At 45.1% G+C, this 17,953-nt stretch carries 13 protein-coding genes and 1 pseudogene; 2 read left to right on the top strand and 12 right to left on the bottom strand.

Annotated elements, in window-relative coordinates; translation table 11 throughout:
* The first annotated feature begins 191 nt into the window (after positions 1-191).
* Positions 192-836: a GntR family transcriptional regulator gene (locus AB4Z50_RS27835; protein WP_441884418.1), complete on the top strand. Its 645-nt coding sequence runs from the start codon at positions 192-194 to the stop codon at positions 834-836.
* 65 nt (positions 837-901) lie between these two features.
* Here the strand turns inward: AB4Z50_RS27835 and AB4Z50_RS27840 are convergent, their stop codons facing one another.
* From AB4Z50_RS27840 to AB4Z50_RS27850, 3 genes and pseudogenes are all read right to left on the bottom strand, one after another.
* Positions 902-3,268, bottom strand: a complete 2,367-nt coding sequence (locus tag AB4Z50_RS27840) for an EAL domain-containing protein (protein WP_441884421.1) — start codon at positions 3,266-3,268, stop codon at positions 902-904.
* A 354-nt stretch (positions 3,269-3,622) separates the two neighbouring features.
* Positions 3,623-3,707, bottom strand: a pseudogene (locus AB4Z50_RS27845) (DUF3934 family protein); the annotation flags it as partial.
* Between the two features lie 176 nt (positions 3,708-3,883).
* Positions 3,884-4,078 (bottom strand): hypothetical protein, encoded by a 195-nt coding sequence (locus tag AB4Z50_RS27850; RefSeq protein ID WP_076270361.1) that lies wholly within the window; start codon positions 4,076-4,078, stop codon positions 3,884-3,886.
* Positions 4,079-4,489: 411 nt separating this feature from the next.
* Here AB4Z50_RS27850 and AB4Z50_RS27855 point away from each other — a divergent pair, with 411 nt between their 5' ends.
* A complete protein-coding gene (locus tag AB4Z50_RS27855) occupies positions 4,490-5,116 on the top strand; it encodes an SGNH/GDSL hydrolase family protein (RefSeq protein WP_441884424.1) in 627 nt (208 codons plus the stop codon).
* An 87-nt stretch (positions 5,117-5,203) separates the two neighbouring features.
* Here AB4Z50_RS27855 and AB4Z50_RS27860 read toward each other — a convergent pair whose 3' ends face one another.
* The 9 genes from AB4Z50_RS27860 to AB4Z50_RS27900 form a co-directional block, all read right to left on the bottom strand.
* The gene (locus tag AB4Z50_RS27860; protein ID WP_441884427.1) at positions 5,204-6,193 is read right to left on the bottom strand and encodes a Gfo/Idh/MocA family protein; all 990 of its coding nucleotides are present in this window, start codon (positions 6,191-6,193) and stop codon (positions 5,204-5,206) included.
* Between the two features lie 52 nt (positions 6,194-6,245).
* Positions 6,246-6,893 (bottom strand): ThuA domain-containing protein, encoded by a 648-nt coding sequence (locus tag AB4Z50_RS27865; protein WP_441884430.1) that lies wholly within the window; start codon positions 6,891-6,893, stop codon positions 6,246-6,248.
* Between the two features lie 27 nt (positions 6,894-6,920).
* Positions 6,921-7,682, bottom strand: coding sequence for a sugar phosphate isomerase/epimerase family protein (locus AB4Z50_RS27870; protein WP_441884433.1), 762 nt, complete (start codon positions 7,680-7,682; stop codon positions 6,921-6,923).
* Between the two features lie 229 nt (positions 7,683-7,911).
* Positions 7,912-9,528 (bottom strand): ABC transporter substrate-binding protein, encoded by a 1,617-nt coding sequence (locus AB4Z50_RS27875; protein WP_441884436.1) that lies wholly within the window; start codon positions 9,526-9,528, stop codon positions 7,912-7,914.
* A gap of 75 nt (positions 9,529-9,603) precedes the next feature.
* On the bottom strand, positions 9,604-10,515 hold the full coding sequence (locus tag AB4Z50_RS27880; RefSeq protein WP_076270355.1) for a carbohydrate ABC transporter permease: 912 nt from the start codon (positions 10,513-10,515) through the stop codon (positions 9,604-9,606).
* Positions 10,516-10,527: 12 nt separating this feature from the next.
* A complete protein-coding gene (locus tag AB4Z50_RS27885; RefSeq protein WP_076270425.1) occupies positions 10,528-11,448 on the bottom strand; it encodes an ABC transporter permease in 921 nt (306 codons plus the stop codon).
* A 72-nt stretch (positions 11,449-11,520) separates the two neighbouring features.
* A complete protein-coding gene (locus AB4Z50_RS27890) occupies positions 11,521-14,328 on the bottom strand; it encodes a beta-galactosidase (protein ID WP_441884440.1) in 2,808 nt (935 codons plus the stop codon).
* Between the two features lie 284 nt (positions 14,329-14,612).
* Complete coding sequence (locus AB4Z50_RS27895) at positions 14,613-15,674, bottom strand: LacI family DNA-binding transcriptional regulator (RefSeq protein ID WP_441884464.1); 1,062 nt, start codon at positions 15,672-15,674, stop codon at positions 14,613-14,615.
* A gap of 169 nt (positions 15,675-15,843) precedes the next feature.
* The gene (locus AB4Z50_RS27900; RefSeq protein WP_441884443.1) at positions 15,844-17,064 is read right to left on the bottom strand and encodes an MFS transporter; all 1,221 of its coding nucleotides are present in this window, start codon (positions 17,062-17,064) and stop codon (positions 15,844-15,846) included.
* Positions 17,065-17,953: the final 889 nt, after the last annotated feature.

Here is a 17,953-nt window from a genome sequence, read left to right on the forward strand (position 1 = left end):
AATGTGAGTTATTATGACACCTTTCGACATATTCATACGCTTGTCTAATATCTGGATCAGATGATAAAATAGTGAAATCATCTACTGTACGAATGTATGTTCATTCAACTAAGCCATTTCTCTAACCCATATAAAAGTTATATAGCAAACAACTTCACCTCATTAAAGTAAGTTAGAACAGGGGAACCTACATGCAATCACCTAAATACCAATCGTTAAAAGACCATGTTTATGAGTATATCGCTCAAAAAATCCAAGATGGCACATTACTGCCGAATCAAAAAATCAATGAAGCTGAAATTTGCAAAAAACTAGATATAAGCCGTACGCCTACCAGAGAAGCATTATTTCAACTATCCTCCGACAATCTCCTAGATTATTTACCTAGACGCGGTTTCACTGTCAAAGCCTTCGATTCCAAGAAAAAACTCGATTTTTCCCGAATTATTGGAGTGTTGGATGCACTCGCTGCTACCTTATGTATTGATTTACTTCAGCAGCCTGACTTCACCGAAATGGAAAGGCTTGTCGACAAAATTGATCTTGATATTAGCAAGCTGTATTTTTCCGATTATCATATGGACCAATATAACTTCCATGAGATTTATATAAAAAAATGCGATAATCCTGTATTAATCGAAACGTTAAATTCATTAAAAAATAGCTTTATTCGTCAATCCTATGCAAGCGAAGACAAACCAAAGCTCGCAAACGTGCTAAAGCAAGTAAATGCGGAGCATCGAAAAATTCTTAACTTGTTCAAAGAGAAGGATAAAGAAGCCTTGGAAGCTACACTTAAGCATCACTGGCGCATTATTGATACCGAGATGCTCTAATGACATACCAAAAAAAGGCTGCCAGCTTGAAGCTGGCAGCCTTCGTTTATGTACTTTCGAACCTATCACCTAGCGATTAATAGTTTATTAAACTCTAGTAATGGGAGCGGCTTATGATAGTAATAACCCTGCGCCTTGTCGCAGCCAAGCTGCTTTAGCTGTTCATATTGATCCAATGTTTCTACGCCCTCGGCAACCACCTGCTTCTGCAGGTCATGCCCCATCGACACAATCGTCTTTACAATTGATAAGCCGCCTTGATAGGCATCCATATCAGTAATAAAGGAGCGGTCAATTTTGATAATAGCAATCGGCAGCTGCCTTAGCACACTTAATGAGGAATAACCTGTACCAAAATCATCAATGGCAATATGTATACCTAAAGCTACAAGCTCATCGAGCATCTTTCTAGCTACATTTAAATTATTAACGACCATACTCTCCGTAATCTCCAAGCATAACCGATCAGGCTCAAGACCGCTGCTGCGCAAAATCTCCTGAACCTTATTCACGAAATCCGGCTGCATGAATTGTCTCGACGAAACGTTCACCGACAGCATAAAATCATTCCAGCCTTGCTCCTGCCACAGTTTACCCTGCTGACAAGCTTCCGCAATAACCCATTGTCCAATTTCATTAATTAATCCTGTTTGCTCTGCCAGCGTGATAAATTCTCCTGGATGCACCATGCCAAGCTCTACCGATTGCCAGCGAATAAGCGCCTCTGCCCCTATCAGCTGTCCGCTTGCCAAATTAATCTGCGGCTGATAATGGAGAACAAATTCCTTGCGTTTCAGTGCTTTGCGAAGATGCTTCTCTAGCTTGACGTCTCGCTGTACTAGAGCAATCATCTCATTCGTATATAACCGATACTGATTGCCTCCGCTATGTTTCGCATTGTACATGGCAATGTCTGCCCTCTTGATAAGCCCATCAGAGCTGTCATCATCAAAAGGATGGACACTAATTCCAATGCTGCCGCCTAAGTAGAAATCTTGCCCTTGAAGCGTAATCGGCAGCTGAAAGGCTAGATGAATGTTTTCGGCAAGCGACACGATCTCATCATATTCTTCCGCTTCTTTAATTAAAATAATAAATTCATCTCCGCCCAGACGGGCAAGCAAATGCCGATGGTCTACATTTTGACGCAGGCGCTGAGCAACGTCAATTAAAGCCTGATCACCAAACTGATGTCCAAGCGTATCGTTTATCAGCTTAAAGCGATCCAAATCGATAAGCATGACTCCGAGCAGCGCTTTTGATGATTTCACAGCTTTCAACGAAGCTTCCAGCTCTCGATTAAAATGATAGCGGTTAGGCAGTTTAGTCAATGTATCGTGATGTGCCAAAAAATGTATGAGACGCGACTCTTCCTGCTGCTGCGTAATATCCCGAATGACCATTAACAAAAACCAATCCTTACCCTCAGCCATCATTTCCGTATCAGCCAAAATCGCACGTTTCTGGCCTTTTCGATTCACTATGGTCAGCTCACGGTTTCTCCATGCATCCTTCGGAAAGGAAGCAGCAAAGGCTTCCTCCATGTCTTTGCGTTCGTTCATAACGATGAATTCAGATAAGGAGCGATTTTCCAGCTCCTCTTCCTTCTCAAATCCAAGTATACGAAGCGCACCTGGATTTACTTCCTTCATGATCATATTTTTGTCGATCATAATGATGGCGGTTGGGGAAAAATGATAAAGCAGCTCATATTTTTTGGATGTAGAAGGCAAGAAATCATTTTTCATATAGACACGAAGTGAAATACTCCATATTATCGTTGTCAAAAAAATGACTGAATCTGAAATATAAACATAAGGCGAGAAAGCAGTATATACAATTAAAACCCCGATCGTCGCCAGCTGGTAAAATAGATTGGCTTTTAGCAGTATCATAAATCGTTTGCGATCAACGTTGTTATTCGCTTTATAATAGGCTATTAAACAAATAACCACATTAAGCAATGAATACATGACCATAAAACCAAAAATAACAGTCATGGCTGGAGCAGCTTCGATTTGCTTCCAAGATCCTTCTATACGAACCCCTTCAAGCAAATATTCTCTTCCTCTTATGGCTAGAAACAGAAAATACGTTATAAATGGTATAAACGCTATGCCTATGCTGCTCCATCGAGAAAGCCGATGATAACTGTTTGTTGCCGTAAGATGAAGCAAAACGCTCATGCTTACCGCAGCTATAGAAGCCGGGTACACCATATATGCAGAAATATTCAGCGCATATTCGGCAGATAACAGCTGTTCGAGGTATTGAAAAAAAATCATGCTCGCCAGCAAACAAATGGTAAGGAAGGCAAGACGATTCTCAATATGCTTAGCGTTTCGTCTTATAATAACTAAAGCGGTGTCAATCATATACATGACGGGAAAGATAAAGAAGAGCAGAAGCATTATGGATTGATAGTCACTCATATGATGAAGCCACCTCGCTGAACATTATTCAAAAATACAATTCACATTTTTATCCAAGCAATAGTACCATTATAAAACTTAAATATCGGCAGGACAACGAGAAAAAGACGGTTAAACAGAGAGCTTCCCTGTCTAACCGTCTTTCGTTTCATAAGAGCATCATGGCTCACGCACAGGTTGCTCTTTGTTATTTCTATTTTCTGCCCTTAGCCGCGCTTCCACCTTTAAATGCGGTACTGCCTTTAGTCATGTTAGCGCTTTTAGCATTAGGCGTATTTTTATCGTCCGTTTTACCTTTTTCACCTTCAGCGCCTTTAGCACCTTGGTTTCTGCCAAATACCTTTTTCGCTAACTTCTTCTTTTCCCCTGCTTGCCAGCGATTCCAGCCTTTTTTGTCCGTTCCTCTGCCGGTTCCGCCTTTACCCTTTGTACTACTCATATTATCACTCCATCATGTCTTCTATGCCGAGTTAAACCTCATAAAATGCAGCTAAAGCATCTATCAGAATCTTGTTCCTCGTTATCATTACTTATCAGTATACCATTAATCCTGCACTTGGATTCTTATGATGGCTTTTAAATTTTAAATTTCGTTATGCTCTTCGTTTGTTATTCTTAATAAACATGAACCTTATCGCTCATGATTTTCCGAAGAATATTTTTATGGCGCTCAGCTCTAAGGACCAAAGCCTTTAACGCAGCTAACGCTTCACCAGCTTGTTCGAGGTAATACTCGTCGCCAAAAAGCGTGTATAATCTCATATAATCATTATATTCATCCAGCCATTCATTGAAGTAAGAAGAGATCATTCCCATCACTCCCTTAATTCGATTATAGAGCAAGAACATTAAGATTTTATGAAAAAAATAGGAGGAAAAGCATAAAATCATTCTAGCTGTTTCTGTTCTTATCGTTTATAGTATATTTTAAAGTTTTCTGAATATTCCCAAAAATGTTTACGCACTATTAACAAATGCTGCACCAATCTATTTATCCTTCTCTATACTATTAAATAGGAAATAACAGAAAAGTTAAATAGAAACTTCAGTTATAATTGTTTCTTATTTTATGGAAGAAAAAAACAGCTGCTTATTGACCAGAGAATGGAATCCTTTGTATTATGAATTTGCTGACAAATAGAAAGCGCTCACAGCTATCCCGCTGCAAGACATGTTTTATCTTATGAAGACTAGTATTTGAACTCATTGGAGGTCTAAAAAATGACATTAATCGATCAAAACGCAATTGTTCTATTTCAAGGCGACAGCATCACGGATGCTGGCCGCAACCGAAATGACTGGGCAAATCTAGGATCGGGTTATGCAAATCTTGTAACGTCTTTGTTTACGAGTAAATATCCTGAGAAACAAGCTACGTTTCTGAACCGCGGGATATCGGGTGACCGTGTCATTGATTTGGAGCGGAGATGGGAAGTGGATTGCCTTGATTTGAAACCAAGCCTGTTGTCTGTTTATGTAGGCATTAATGATACTTGGCGCCGCTATGACAATAATGATCCACTTAGCACGGAGGAATACTATACCACTTACCGCCGCTTGCTGAGCAGAGCAAAGGAGCAGTTGAACGCTAAGCTTGTTCTAGTCGAACCTTTTGTGCTTCCAGTAAATGATAGCCAGAAGCAATGGCGTGAAGATCTTGATCCAAAAATTCAAGCTGTCCGCGAGCTCGCTGGAGAATTTAAAGCCATTTATGTTCCGCTTGATGGTTTGTTCGCACAGGCTGCAACGCAGACAGGACCGGCTTATTGGGCTCCCGACGGTGTTCACCCGTCTCCTGCTGGTGCCGCACTCATTGCTGAAGCATGGCTTCAAGCGGTAAAAGCATAAGCAATTTAGAAGGCTTCTGCTTAGAGGCAGCGATACTGATAAAGAAAGGAGTAGGCGCATACGCAGCCTACTCCTTTCTTTTACTAATTATTCATCAGCAGGATAACGAAGACCCCACTGCTTCCTGATTGTATCCAGCGTCTCCATGATTGCTAGCGTCTCATCCAGCGGAATGATTGAACTTTCGAGCCTTCCCTCACGGATCGCATTCATCGCTTCCTCAGCTTCAAATGAATAACCCTCTGCTTCACGGTCGTCCTCGATCGACTCTGCAGCACCCTGTTTCGGGTGCAAATATGCTGATTTACCGAACAAGAAGTTTGGCACATGAATATGCCCCTTCGTTCCATAAATATAAGCATCATTAACCATTTCCAGCTGTACCGCTCCATTCAGCGATGCAGTACTTCCACCTTCATATTCAAACAACAATGAAAACTGCTCGTCTACTCCCGTTTCGCCAAGACGAGCACTGCTCATAATTTTGGATGGCGCCCCTCCGAAAATTAATGATGCGAAGGAAACAGGGTAAATACCAGCATCCAGCAGTGCCCCGCCGCCCAGCGCAGGATCAAGCAGACGGCTTTCCGGCGCCCAGCCGATATCAAAGCCAAAGTCAGCTTTAAGCATTCGCACTTCTCCGATTTTACCATCCGCAATCCATTCCATAACCTTAAGGATTGGCGGTAAAAACCGTGTCCACATCGCTTCCATAAGAAATACTCGTTTTTCTCTGGCTAATGTTATGATTTCTCTTGCTTCCGCCGCATTCATTGTGAATGGCTTCTCGCAAATGACAGCTTTGCCAGCACGCAATAAGGCGAGCACATTATCTTTATGGATGGGATGCAGCGTTCCTACATAAACAATATCGATCTCGGAATCTTGCGTCAGCTCTTCAATGCTGCCATAAGCGCGTGGGATATTATACTCTTTGGCAAAACGCTCTGCCTTCTCTAGGTTTCTCCCACCAACAGCGACTAGCTCTGCACCCTCTGCAAATGCTAAATCTTTAACAAACTTTGAGGAAATCCAGCCCGGACCCAAGATGCCCCATTTCATTGTTTGTACCGACATATCCTTATTCACTCCTCTGAATAAAAAATGTACATTTGTTGGTAGCTCCCTATTATCGGTCGCTTCCACCGCACCATTTCAAAGCCTGTTTTATCGTTGCTTGATACTCTTCCATCTGCAGCACGGATAAGAGATGCCCTGGTGTAAGCACGCAAACTCTTCCTTCACCCTGCTCCCTTATCCAGCCCGCTGGCTGCGTGCCGTGCTCTGACTCCGAAGTCATCAACACTTGAATGCGATCGTCGATAACCTCCATAAAATAATGCTCGTCATGTACCGTAAAGTCCTGTGCAAGCACCTTGTCCCATGGCGTTTCGTCCTTATAAACGATCGTAACGGAACATGCGGCTGGATGATGCTGGAATACCCCGCCTACAAGCTCAAAGAAAACAGGCTCATCACGATAGCCCACCGTTCCTGCATGCAGCACCAGCAACCCTTTTCCTTGCTCGACATAGCTCTGGAATTGCAGCTGAATCTCCTCAGTGAGCCAAGGCGTTGTATCTGTTGCCGACACTTGGTTCGACTTGGCAAGCACAACCACATCCTGCTGATCCATCCATGCGCGCGACCATTCTGATGCATGCTGGGTATAATCGAGCTGAAAACCTTGCTTGCCGAGCAGCTCCAAGCCTTCCTTGATCAGCTTGCCCGGGTGCCAACAATCGTCGCAAATGATGCCGATTTTCATCTCTATCATCCTCTCGCTTCTATATTAGCATTGCTCCTATAGAAATTGTTTTAAATTGTTAAAACTAATAGCCAAGCTCTCAAACGGATCACGCCTGCATACATCCTGCTCGACTACATACCACTCTACTCCAATCTCTCTGCATGCTTCAATAATCGCTTTGAAATTTAAGTTTCCTTCGCCAATTTCGGCGAATACTTGCTTATAATCAACGATTTCCAAATCTTTGAGATGAACAACACCCATACGGCCTTTAACCTGATGAATCGCATCCACCGGATTTACACCGCCAACATGTACCCAATAGGTGTCGAGCTCGAATCCAACTGCAGCCGGGTCACTTTCTTGCTGCAAAATATCCATTCCTGTTCTGCCTGCAAACTTCTGGTACTCAAACTGATGATTATGATAAATAAACTGCAAGTCATGCTCCTGCAGCTTTCTTCCGATTTCTGTCGCTTGCTTCGCAAAGGTGGAATAGCCCTCCCCGCTAGTGCGGTATTCATCCGGAATAGAGCCTAACCCAACATACTTACAGTTCCACAGCTTATGCATTTGCACGGTATTGTCAAAGTCATTGACCATAGAATCAAGACTTACATGTGTTGCACAAATACGAAGCCCTTCGGCATCTGCTAATTGCTTTATTTTTTCTGGAGCAATAGGGCCTATTCCCGATACTTGAACCGCTTCATAACCGATTTCTCTTACCTTGCGCAGCGTCTGCTCCAAATCCGCTTCATTCTGGCAATAGTCACGCAACGTGTACAACTGTACTGCAATATTTGATAAGTTCATTTCTTCGCCGCCTTAAACATAGATTTGGGTTAGCTTACATGGTTATAGATTCATTGTAGCATTATTAATGAAAGCGCTACTTTACTGAGGTTAACCAAGCATACCCCGCCAATTGATTATAATTGACCAAAAGGACGCTTTTCTTTTAAAGGTGTTGAAAAAAGCGCAACAGGAGCCCCGCACTTTCGTGCTTGGAAACCCCTATTGCGCTTCGCAAACTATCTATTCGTTAACCTTCGATCAGCTTCTTGTAAGCATCCATTTGGCGCTGCAATTCTGCAAGCACCTTGTCGTAACCAGCTGTTTTCAGCTTGCTGCGGAATTGCTCTACGGCTTGAGCTGGGTCTCCTGCTTTACCATACGTAATCGCAGGTCCCATCTCGCCCGAAACCTGTGTAATCGCCGTTAATTCAGCTTCTACCGGCGTTTTATCAAATACAAATTGGCCGTAAGGGTAAGGTTTTTTGATTTTGTCATATTCCGCATACAACGTTTCTTCGAGCTGATCCCAAGTTGTTACGCTCGGAATTTCGAATTTGTCGACACGTCCACCCCAGAAATCCGAATAAAAGGAATCCTTAGCCTCGTTATAAGCTGCTGGCTGTTGGCGTTTGCCGTCTTTCACTTCGTATTGAACGCCTTCCAAACCGTAGTTGATCAAATGATAAATTTGCTCGTCATTGCGAATTAAATCATAAGCCATTAGAGCGCGCTCAGGGTTTTTGCTGTGCGCTCCAAGCGATGTTCCTCCGTGCGTGATGGAGAGCTCCGTCAAGTTATTGCCGCCTGTACGTGCAAATGGGAACATTTGCAGCTCAGAGCCTGGTTGATCCTTATCCATATTAACGCGCAGCCCGCCAAACGTTTGTGTATGATGTTGATCTAGTCCCGACAATCCAGCGCGCAGCGCGGAGCGGTTGTCGTTTTTGTTGTTCAGCACATCCTCGCGCCAGTAGCCTTTATCTGCCCAATCCTTCATTAACGTTGCGAAATTAAGGAATGTGTCTTCGAATACAGGGCTCACTACCGTATATTTCTCCTCAAATGATTTGGTAGTATACACTGGCAAATAACCCGTTGAAATTGGAAGCTCTAATTGATCCGTATAGGACGCTGCATACCCGCCAAATGTGCTTGTTGCTGCAACAGCATCCCAAGGAATGACGCCTTCTTTGTTATCTTTAATATATTGCAGGTATTTGCCAATGCCTTCCCAGTCTTTAATTGGATCCGTAATGCCTGCTTCCTTCGCCCAATCTCCACGGTAGAAGAAGCCATGGTTAACCCACTGTGTGTAATCATTTTCTGGAATCAAAACGATATTTCCTTTATATTTGCTCTCCGACCAGTCCTCTTCAGGAATTGAATTCCAGGTTTGCGGCGCATATTGCGGCAATAAATCATTCAAATTCATAAACGCACCACGCTGTGCATTGCCCCATGTATCAAGCCAGTCCGTACCAATCGTAATCAAATCCACCGCTTCGCCGGATGCCAGCAGCAAATTGTATTTCGTCTGCCAATCTGCCCACTCGACCCATTTCCACTCCAGCTCCGCGTTGATTTTTTCCTTCATCAGTTTATTAACCTCAGCCAGCACCTTCTCGAACTGGCCGTTTTTCGGCTTATCGCCAAGTACGACATAGCTGATTTTTACGAATTTGGACGTATCAGCTGCTTTATTGCCATCATCCGTGTTCGTGCTCCCCTTATTGCCGTTTTCCGTGTTCGTACTCCCTTTATTGCCGCTTTCCTTTTTATCTCCGTTGCTGCCGGAACAGGCCGCAAGGCTGATGATCATCATTACAGCGATTAGCAGAGCGGAAATCTTCTTGAAGTTCGACATCTCACTTCTCCCCTTTGTTTTCATGATTCGGGCTTCGCCCTTTATGTGAAGAGACCCTTGCAGGCCTGCGGCACATCAGCCTTTTACAGCACCTACTGTAATTCCCTTAATGAAATACCTTTGCACGAATGGGTAGAACAAAATGACAGGGCCAGTCGCAACCACCGCGGTAGCCATCTTCATCGATTCCAGAGGCATATCACGAAGCTGCACATTGGATGCAGCGGACGAATTGCGGATAAAGTCAGCGCTGGTTACGACATTGTACAAAAACAGCTGTAGCGGCCTGTACTTCATATCCGCCGAAAGGAACAGCATCGAGTTGTACCACTCATTCCAGTAGCCAAGAGCGATAAACAGCCCGATAGTTGCTAACGCCGGCGTAGTCATTGGCAAAATCAGCTTTAGAAAAATGGTAAAGTCGCCTGCTCCATCGATCTTAGCTGATTCGGTAATGGCATGCGGGATTGAACGAACGAAGCTTTTCATCATGATGATGAGAAATGGACTAAGCAGTCCCGGAAGAAGAATCGCAAGATAATTGTCCTTCAGCGTCAAATATTGCGTCATCAGCAAGTAAAAGGGCACAAGGCCGCCGGAGAACAGCGTTGTGAAATAAATGAAAAATGAAATGCCATTTCGATAGCCGAAGTCAGGGCGCTGCAGCGCATAACCCGTCATCGCCACGAGAAAGAGACCAAAGACCGTTCCAACAATGGTGATTCCCATCGTGACAAGGTAAGAGCCAATAATGAGATCGGGGTTTTCGAACACGATTTTGTAGGCAAAGGTGCTGAAGTCGCGCGGCCACAAGTTGAAGCCGTACTTCTTAATCGTGCCTTCTGCTGTCAGTGAGGTGCCAAGCACTAGTAAGAAGGGCAACAAACAGCATATCGAAAAACATGTAATGAAAAGATAACCAAAACCTTTGACGATGATGCCACTTATGTCTGTTCGAATGCTGCGTGATTCATCCCTATTTTCCATATGTGACACCTCCTAAAATAACGAGTTTTCAGGCGAGGCCTTCTTCACAAGCCAGTTGGCTGTTAAGACGACTACAAAACCGAACAAGGATTGATATAAGCTTACTGCGCTGCCAAGTGAGAAGTTGAAGTTTGTCATTAGGGCACGGAATACGTAAGTCTCGATAATATCCGTTGTTGGATATAAGGCTGTGTTGTTTGCGCCTACTAAGTTGAAAAACAAACCGAAGTTGCCTTTAAGAATGCCTCCGAGCGAGAACAGCATCAAGATGATGAAGGTTGGCTTTAGCCAAGGAAGCACGATGTAAATAATGCGTTGGAAGGCGTTGGCGCCGTCAATTTCGGATGCTTCGATAATTTCGTTGTCCAGCCCCATGATGGCTGCAAAATAAATGATCGAACCGTACCCAGTGGACTGCCATAGGTAGGTGAGTACGATGATAAACGGCCATATTTTCGGATCAGAATAGGTTTTGACAGGCTCCATGCCTAACGATTCCAGCAAGCTGTTCAATAAGCCGTAGTCATAGCTCAAGATGTTGTAGGCGATAAGCCCGATTAGAACGGCAGATATAAAGTGAGGTAAAAACATAAGCGTTTGCGTTATCTTCTTGAACCATTTGCGCCGAATCTCATTCAGTAGAATAGCTACAAAAATTTGCATGACATTTCCCAGCACGATGAATACCAAATTGTAAGCTACCGTATTAAATGAGAGGCGCCATAGATCACCATTCATAACGAGAAAGCGAAAGTTGTCAAATGCAACAAACGGGCTTTTGAAGATGCCATCGGAGTAGTTGTAGTTAATAAAAGCTAGATACAGGCCGGGCATCGGCAAGTAAGCAAATATAAGAAAGAAAGCGATGGCCGGCAAACACATGATTAATAACGTTTTGTTGTTCCAAAATCGTCTAAGCTTGCCGCTGCTCATTCGCTTCTGCTTCCTTTGGGGAGCCCGCTCGACTATGGTCGTTTCCATCCTTCTTCCCCCTTGTCGTCATTGCTAGACGGATATGAATTGAATTGCTTCCAAACACCCTTGCTTCTCTTGATCAACCGCTTCCAGCAGTATCGTTAAGCTTCCTTCTACACCCTCATACCAAGCTCCCGGCAAGTAAAAGGAATCCGGGCTTCCGCCTGACATGACAGGCCTGCTCGTTTGGCTTGGCAGCCATAGTCGTCCAACGATTCTTCCTTCCAGAAACACTGTCATTTTAAGGCTAGTGCCGGAAACCTTCGCTCTCCAGCCTTTGCCTGCTTCTGAATTCACGGTAGTCGCATACAGCCATGCGGTTTCTCCTGGCTCCAATGAGATGGGAAACTCGGTTGTTCCGCTTTGCGACCGAAAGCTTTCCGCATGCTCCAGAAGCGCTTCCTCTTCTGCCGCATAAACTGCAAAGTTGTCGGCCTCTTTGCCTTCATACAAGTAAATCTGCCCAGACGGTAAACCGAGCACTCTCTCAACGAATACAGTAAGCTCTACGGATTGCCCTGCCGTCACATGCTCAGAGATATTAAAGTATGGATCAAACGGATGCACCTCGCCTATTTCCTTTCCGTTTACAAAGAGCCGAGCAAGCGATTGAATGCCTTGGAAATGCAGCGTCCACGAGTCTGCCGCTTCCGATGCACGGAATGTTTTTCGGTAATATTCGAAAGCCGGATGATCAGGAGACATCCAGCCGCCAAAGTTAACGATCGGCCACATGCTGCTATCAGGCGACTCGATCAGCTCCTTGTGCAAAATCCGATCCTTAGCCCGGTAAACACTCCAGTTACGGCTAAGGTCTCTAACCTCTGTAATGGCTGACAGTCCTTTAATCCCTTTCATCGCATGCAATCGAAGCCCGGGAAGCCTTGCATCGTCAAAGTTCGAATGTCCCCATATCTCCACTCTGGCAAGCAGCTTTCCATCTTGTAGGCCATTGCTTAAATGAAGATAAGAACTGCCTCCGCCAGCCACTGCCGTTCCCGCGTATTCTCCTCCCGCATACAGCGACACAACATCACTGCCTGAGCGAATGAGAATACCTTTTACCGCTTTGTCTTCAGGCAGTCGGACCGTCGCTTCATACCAAGCATACCCGCGGTAAATTTCATGCTGTTCTAAGTAATCTGCTTTTCTTGAAGCGGATGGGCCTCTCTTATCCTTTTTATTCATAGGTGATGCCGCATCAAAATGATTTAGGCGCCACTCAGCAGCTGCCATTTCAGTGCGATCCGAGTAATGGAGCGGCTTGCCATGATTAATGGTGTCATCAGCATCGTTCAACCCTTCTGAATAAAGCGCTTTCATTCTGTCGGTAATAAATAGCTTCAACGTATGCCCATCCGAATTAATAATCGAACAGATGCTATCTTCTTTACCTTCAAAGGCGATCCTAACCTTGCCTCCCTCTATCGTTTCCACAGTTGCATTCAGAGCTTTCATATCCACCGGCGCTGCATCTAGCAGCAATACAATTTCACCATAACCTTCTGTATGAAAAGCGAGACCTGCACCTGTATCATTTGTTTCTGCCATATATAGCTCCGCTGTCGAGCTCTCTAGTGATCCTTCTACTCCCCAATGCAGTAGAGGAACTTGAGAAGGTAACGCCAGCGACCTGCCCGATTTGAGCTTAAAGCTGCTCGCAGCTTTTGTATTCGTATCATTCTCCATCACGATGGCTAGTTCTTTATCCTGATCATCTAAATTCGTAACAAATAGGAGTTTTCCACCGCCCTTTAACTGCAGGGCATAGGGGCCAACAACTCTATCGCTTTGTCCAATCAGCTTCCAATCCGTGCTTAAGCCTTGGCTTGCAGCCTCAGCGAGCGGAGTACCGTAAGCTGCAATCATCCGTCCAAGCAGCCTGCCCTCATACGCTTCCTCGCGGATATGCCCTTCAGGAGAAATCATGCCGCCAAAATCATAATCAGACGTCATAAACGCTAGCGGCTTGCCCCAGTTGTTCGTCGCATTCGTGAAGCCAAAATCCGTTCCCGATACCTGCAAATACGGACCAAGCAGCTTGGCGCCGCAGGAGAGCAATCTACGCAGGAGGTAATGTGCCCGGTTCGTCTCCGTTACGAGCAGCGGATAACCTAGTTTAGCTAAGGTTCCACTGTAGTGAAGCACCTTGTCTTCAAATTCAGCCTCTCGATTATCTGGATAGAAATTACAGGTCGGCACCACATCCTCTGCGAGTCCCGATGCTTGCAGCAAGCCGCCCTGACCGGCACAAGCGAACAGCGGCACGGTTATTCCGTGTTTAAGCACCATATCGCGTAGTGCACTAATATATCCTTTGGGGTCATGACAATCATAGAAATCGAGCTCATTATCCAGTTGAACACCGATTACCGTTCCGCCCTCACCTGCTTGGTTCTGCTTTAGCAAAGGCAGGATGTGATCAAACCATTTGGAAACATAGCCGAGGAATTCAGCATCGTTATCGCGAAGCTTCAGTCCCTTCGTAAGCAGATAAGCCGGAAGTGCTCCACCATCCCACTCCGAGCAAATGTAGGGGCCAGGTCTTGCGACGACGTATAGTCCTACTTCGGCAGCCGTTGTCAGGAATGAGGCAATGTCACGCTCTCCGCTAAAATCCCATTCTCCTTCAGCTGTTTCATGATAGTTCCATGGAAAATACACATCGATGCTGTTATACCCAAATGCCTTTAGCTGCTCCATCCTCTCCTTCCAAAGCGCGCTTGGAATACGGAAGTAAAACAGCGAGGCACACAGCAAAATATGAGGGGTTTCCTGAATCTTCACGGCATCCGCATCAAATCGCACGGCTGCTTTCGCTCCAATGTCCATGACCATGTCAAAACCTCCAACGAATTAGACTAAAAACCCGAAATGTGTAACCCGTTTCATGTAACCCGTTACATTTTTAGATAAAAATAAATACACGTCATGACCGGGATAAACAGAACGCAATTCTGTACGGTTCGCTGATGTGTATTTATGTGTTAGCTTCTGGAAAGAAGCGATCTCGCTGTAAATGTAACGGGTTACATTATTGTAGGTGACACCTTGTTATCTTTTCACATTTTGATTGTATTCAACATTGTAAGCGTTGTCAATAATTATTTGAAAACGCAATTTTAAGCATTATTTTGCTTTGAAGGTGGAGCTGTAGACTCTCTTACAACGAGCTCCGGCCTTAATTTGGTGCTCTTATTAACTTTGTTTTTCGTAATCATTTGGTGGAGCAGCTCCGCTGCGTTCCGGCCTACCTCATAACATTTTAGAGAAATCGTCGTTAATTCTGGAATGCTGTTCGAGGCATAAGGAATATCGTCAAACCCAATCAGCGATAGGTCCTGCGGCACGCGAAGCCCTGCTTTGTGAGCAACTTTCATAACGCCGATAGCCACTAAATCGTTCGCGCAAAATATAGCGGTTGGTCGCTCGGGCAGCTCCAGCAGTTGATGCATTAGCTTCTTACCCGCTTCAACGGAAAAACCGCCATCGCGTATCCATTCCTTGCGAGTTTGGACTCCGTTTTTCTCCATCGTTTTCACAAAACCGCGAGTACGCTGAATCGTATTGGACATGTTTTTGTACCCGCCAACAAATGCAATGTCCGTATGCCCTAAGTCAATCAAATGCTGTGTCGCAAGCTCTGCGCCCTCCAGCTCATCGGCATATACACGAGTCATCCCTTCACCGGGGAGATTGCCGTTAATGAGCAGCAGCGGCACGCGTTTACTAGCCTCAACCACTTCGCTTACAAGATCTTTGCTTGGCTTAGCAAGGTTAATTCGTCCGCCTATCATCACAATGCCGTCTACTTGCTTCTCCATCAGAATACTCAAATATTGCGACTCCCGCACATATTGCTCTGCTGAATCTCCGTTCGTTGATACCGTATCGCATAGAAAAAAAGTGTAGCCTTTGCTGCGCGCTTCTTGATCCAAGCCTGACAAAACCTCTGGAAAAAAAGGGTTCGTAATATCCGGCAAAATAACGCCTATCATTCCCGTTTCCTTCTTAAACAGGCTTCTTGCAATGGCATTCGGCTGAAACTGATGTTTCGCAATTAACTCCATAACTCGCTCTCTGGTTGACTTTTTTACCGGAGCCGTATTATTAATGACGCGCGACACAGTGGCTACTGAGACGTTCGCTTCCCTAGCAATATCATATACAGTAACCGGCTTGATAGCAGCTCACTCCTCAGTCCAAAGTTCTATTCTTCAGTAGAATAACAGACTTTTGTTTAAATAGAAACGAACATTTCCTATTATTTACAACGAAAGCCAAGAGGAACTAGAGCGCTTTCCCCTAGACTCCGCCTGGCTTATGCTGCCTATTTATTCACTTTTCTCCGAGTTAAGCTCGATAGGCTGTCTTCGTTTTCCCCATCTCATGTCTCCGCTTTATCCATACGCTCACGCCGGCTGCTGCCATAATCATCCCCGTGGCGACAAAGATCCAGTGGATGCCTACGGCCAGGCCTAACAAACCGCCGATGAGCGGACCAAGCATCGCACCGAACTGATTCGCGCTTGTTGTTAGCCCAAATGATCTGCCTCTAAACTGCTCATCTGTGCTTTGGACAACCAGCGTATTGACGATAGGCGCTATGCCAGCCATAAATAAACCGAATATGAATTGCACGATAGCGAAAAGCCATAATTGTTGTACAAAAAACTGCATGCTAATGATCGATCCCGCGCAGAACAGGCATACGACGAGAATCCGGTAGAAGCCCTTCTTCTCACCAAGCCTTCCCCAAACTGGCGATGCCAAAATGCCTGCTATTCCGATAAGCGAGAGCACAAAACCAGCTGACAGCTCCGCTCCTTGCAGCCCCCCTTGCAGCTTGGCAATATGAAGGGTAATGAGCGGCTGTATCATATTAATCGATAGCTGAACGATAACGAGCAGCAGCAGCATACTCATGAGTGCACGATTGCGAAAAGCCATCCGATAAGTGATTGGCTTTTCTTTTTTCGTTCCGGCCGCTGCCCCTTCAGATGTGTCCGCTTTTCCTTCCCTCACCCATACAATAACCGCCACTGTCGCAGCTAAAATAATAAACGCAGCGACAACAAAGGATCTGCGAAGTCCAAATGCTTCAGCCAACAGCCCGCCGAATAATGGTCCGAGAATACCGCCAGTCATCGTACCCGCTTGCATCATGCCAAGGCTCCAGCCAAGCTTCTCCTTCGGTGCAACTGATGCTACGATCGACATGGATGCTGGAACAAATCCACCCACAAAGCCATGCAGCATTCTCACGCCGACGAGCTGCCATGGCGTTTGCACAAAAGCGATCAGCGCATAAATAATAGCTAGGCTGAGTCCTGCTCGGATGACCATTTTCCGCTTCCCATACTTGTCTGCAAGCATCCCCCATAAGGGAGCCATCACTGCTCCGACGAGGAAAGCTGAGGAATGTACAATTCCAGCCCATAGGTTGACGGAGCTTTCCGGCACCCCCAAATCGAACAGAAATAGCGGCAGGAACGGTACGGACATCGTATAGCTTGAGCTGCAAAAAAGAACGCCGAACCATAAAATCCACATGGTACGCTTCCATGGTTCCATACTCGGCAACCTCCAGTCTGCCTTGCTTTGCAATTTCCGTGTCATTTACACTATTAACCACTATACGCCTCCTTTACCATTTGTTCAAAAACCACTATAAGGTGCAAAAACAAGAAAACCCGAGACAAACCACGTCAAATGATGGTTAACGAGGTTATTTGCGCTTAGAGGGGCAGTCTGGAAAATGGCATCTAAATACCTAGAGGGCAGCCTCTCTATAATCAGCTGCCGCCATTTTATCCCCAAATAACAGAAGGGGCTGTCCCAAAAGTTAGAACCTATGCGTGCTTACAGCTCCATTTCCACCTCGAATAAACGCTGCCGTAACTCTGTAAGCGCATATTTGTTCTTACAGACAACAAACCTAGCCTTTTCTTCAGCTTTAAGAACCTATGCGTGCTTACAGCTCCATTTCCACCTCGAACAAACGCTGCCGCAACTCTGTAAGCGCATATTTGTTCTTACAGACAACAAACCTAGCCTTTTCTTTCTCCTTAAGAACCTATGCGTGCTTACTGCTCCATTTCCACCCCGAACAAACGCTGCCGTAACTCTATAAGCACATATTTGTTCTTACAGACAACAAACCTAGCCTTTTCTCTCGCTGTAAGAACCTATGTGTGCTTACAGCTCCATTTCCACCTCGAACAAACGCTGCCGTAGCTCTGTAAGCGCATATTTGTTCTTACAGACAACAAACCTAKCSTTTTCTCTCGCTGTAAGAACCTATGCGTGCTTACAGCTCCATTTCCCGCTCGAACAAACGCTGCCGCTGCTCTGTAAGCGCATATTTGTTCTTACAGACAACAAACCTAGCCTTTTCTTTCTCCTTAAGAACCTATGCGTGCTTAYAGCKAGATTTCCACCTCGAACAAACGCTGCCGCAACT

It is taken from the genome of Paenibacillus sp. 2TAB26, from assembly GCF_052115145.1.
GTDB lineage: Bacteria > Bacillota > Bacilli > Paenibacillales > Paenibacillaceae > Pristimantibacillus.

What these genes read in the sequence shown, in the direction of transcription:
- AB4Z50_RS27835 (WP_441884418.1), top strand. Translation starts at nt 192, where the DNA reads ATGCAATCACCTAAATACCAATCGTTAAAAGACCATGTTTATGAGTAT.
- AB4Z50_RS27840 (WP_441884421.1), bottom strand. Translation starts at nt 3,268, where the DNA reads ATGAGTGACTATCAATCCATAATGCTTCTGCTCTTCTTTATCTTTCCC.
- AB4Z50_RS27850 (WP_076270361.1), bottom strand. Translation starts at nt 4,078, where the DNA reads ATGATCTCTTCTTACTTCAATGAATGGCTGGATGAATATAATGATTAT.
- AB4Z50_RS27855 (WP_441884424.1), top strand. Translation starts at nt 4,490, where the DNA reads ATGACATTAATCGATCAAAACGCAATTGTTCTATTTCAAGGCGACAGC.
- AB4Z50_RS27860 (WP_441884427.1), bottom strand. Translation starts at nt 6,193, where the DNA reads ATGTCGGTACAAACAATGAAATGGGGCATCTTGGGTCCGGGCTGGATT.
- AB4Z50_RS27865 (WP_441884430.1), bottom strand. Translation starts at nt 6,893, where the DNA reads ATGATAGAGATGAAAATCGGCATCATTTGCGACGATTGTTGGCACCCG.
- AB4Z50_RS27870 (WP_441884433.1), bottom strand. Translation starts at nt 7,682, where the DNA reads ATGAACTTATCAAATATTGCAGTACAGTTGTACACGTTGCGTGACTAT.
- AB4Z50_RS27875 (WP_441884436.1), bottom strand. Translation starts at nt 9,528, where the DNA reads ATGTCGAACTTCAAGAAGATTTCCGCTCTGCTAATCGCTGTAATGATG.
- AB4Z50_RS27880 (WP_076270355.1), bottom strand. Translation starts at nt 10,515, where the DNA reads ATGGAAAATAGGGATGAATCACGCAGCATTCGAACAGACATAAGTGGC.
- AB4Z50_RS27885 (WP_076270425.1), bottom strand. Translation starts at nt 11,448, where the DNA reads ATGAGCAGCGGCAAGCTTAGACGATTTTGGAACAACAAAACGTTATTA.
- AB4Z50_RS27890 (WP_441884440.1), bottom strand. Translation starts at nt 14,328, where the DNA reads ATGGTCATGGACATTGGAGCGAAAGCAGCCGTGCGATTTGATGCGGAT.
- AB4Z50_RS27900 (WP_441884443.1), bottom strand. Translation starts at nt 17,064, where the DNA reads ATGGAACCATGGAAGCGTACCATGTGGATTTTATGGTTCGGCGTTCTT.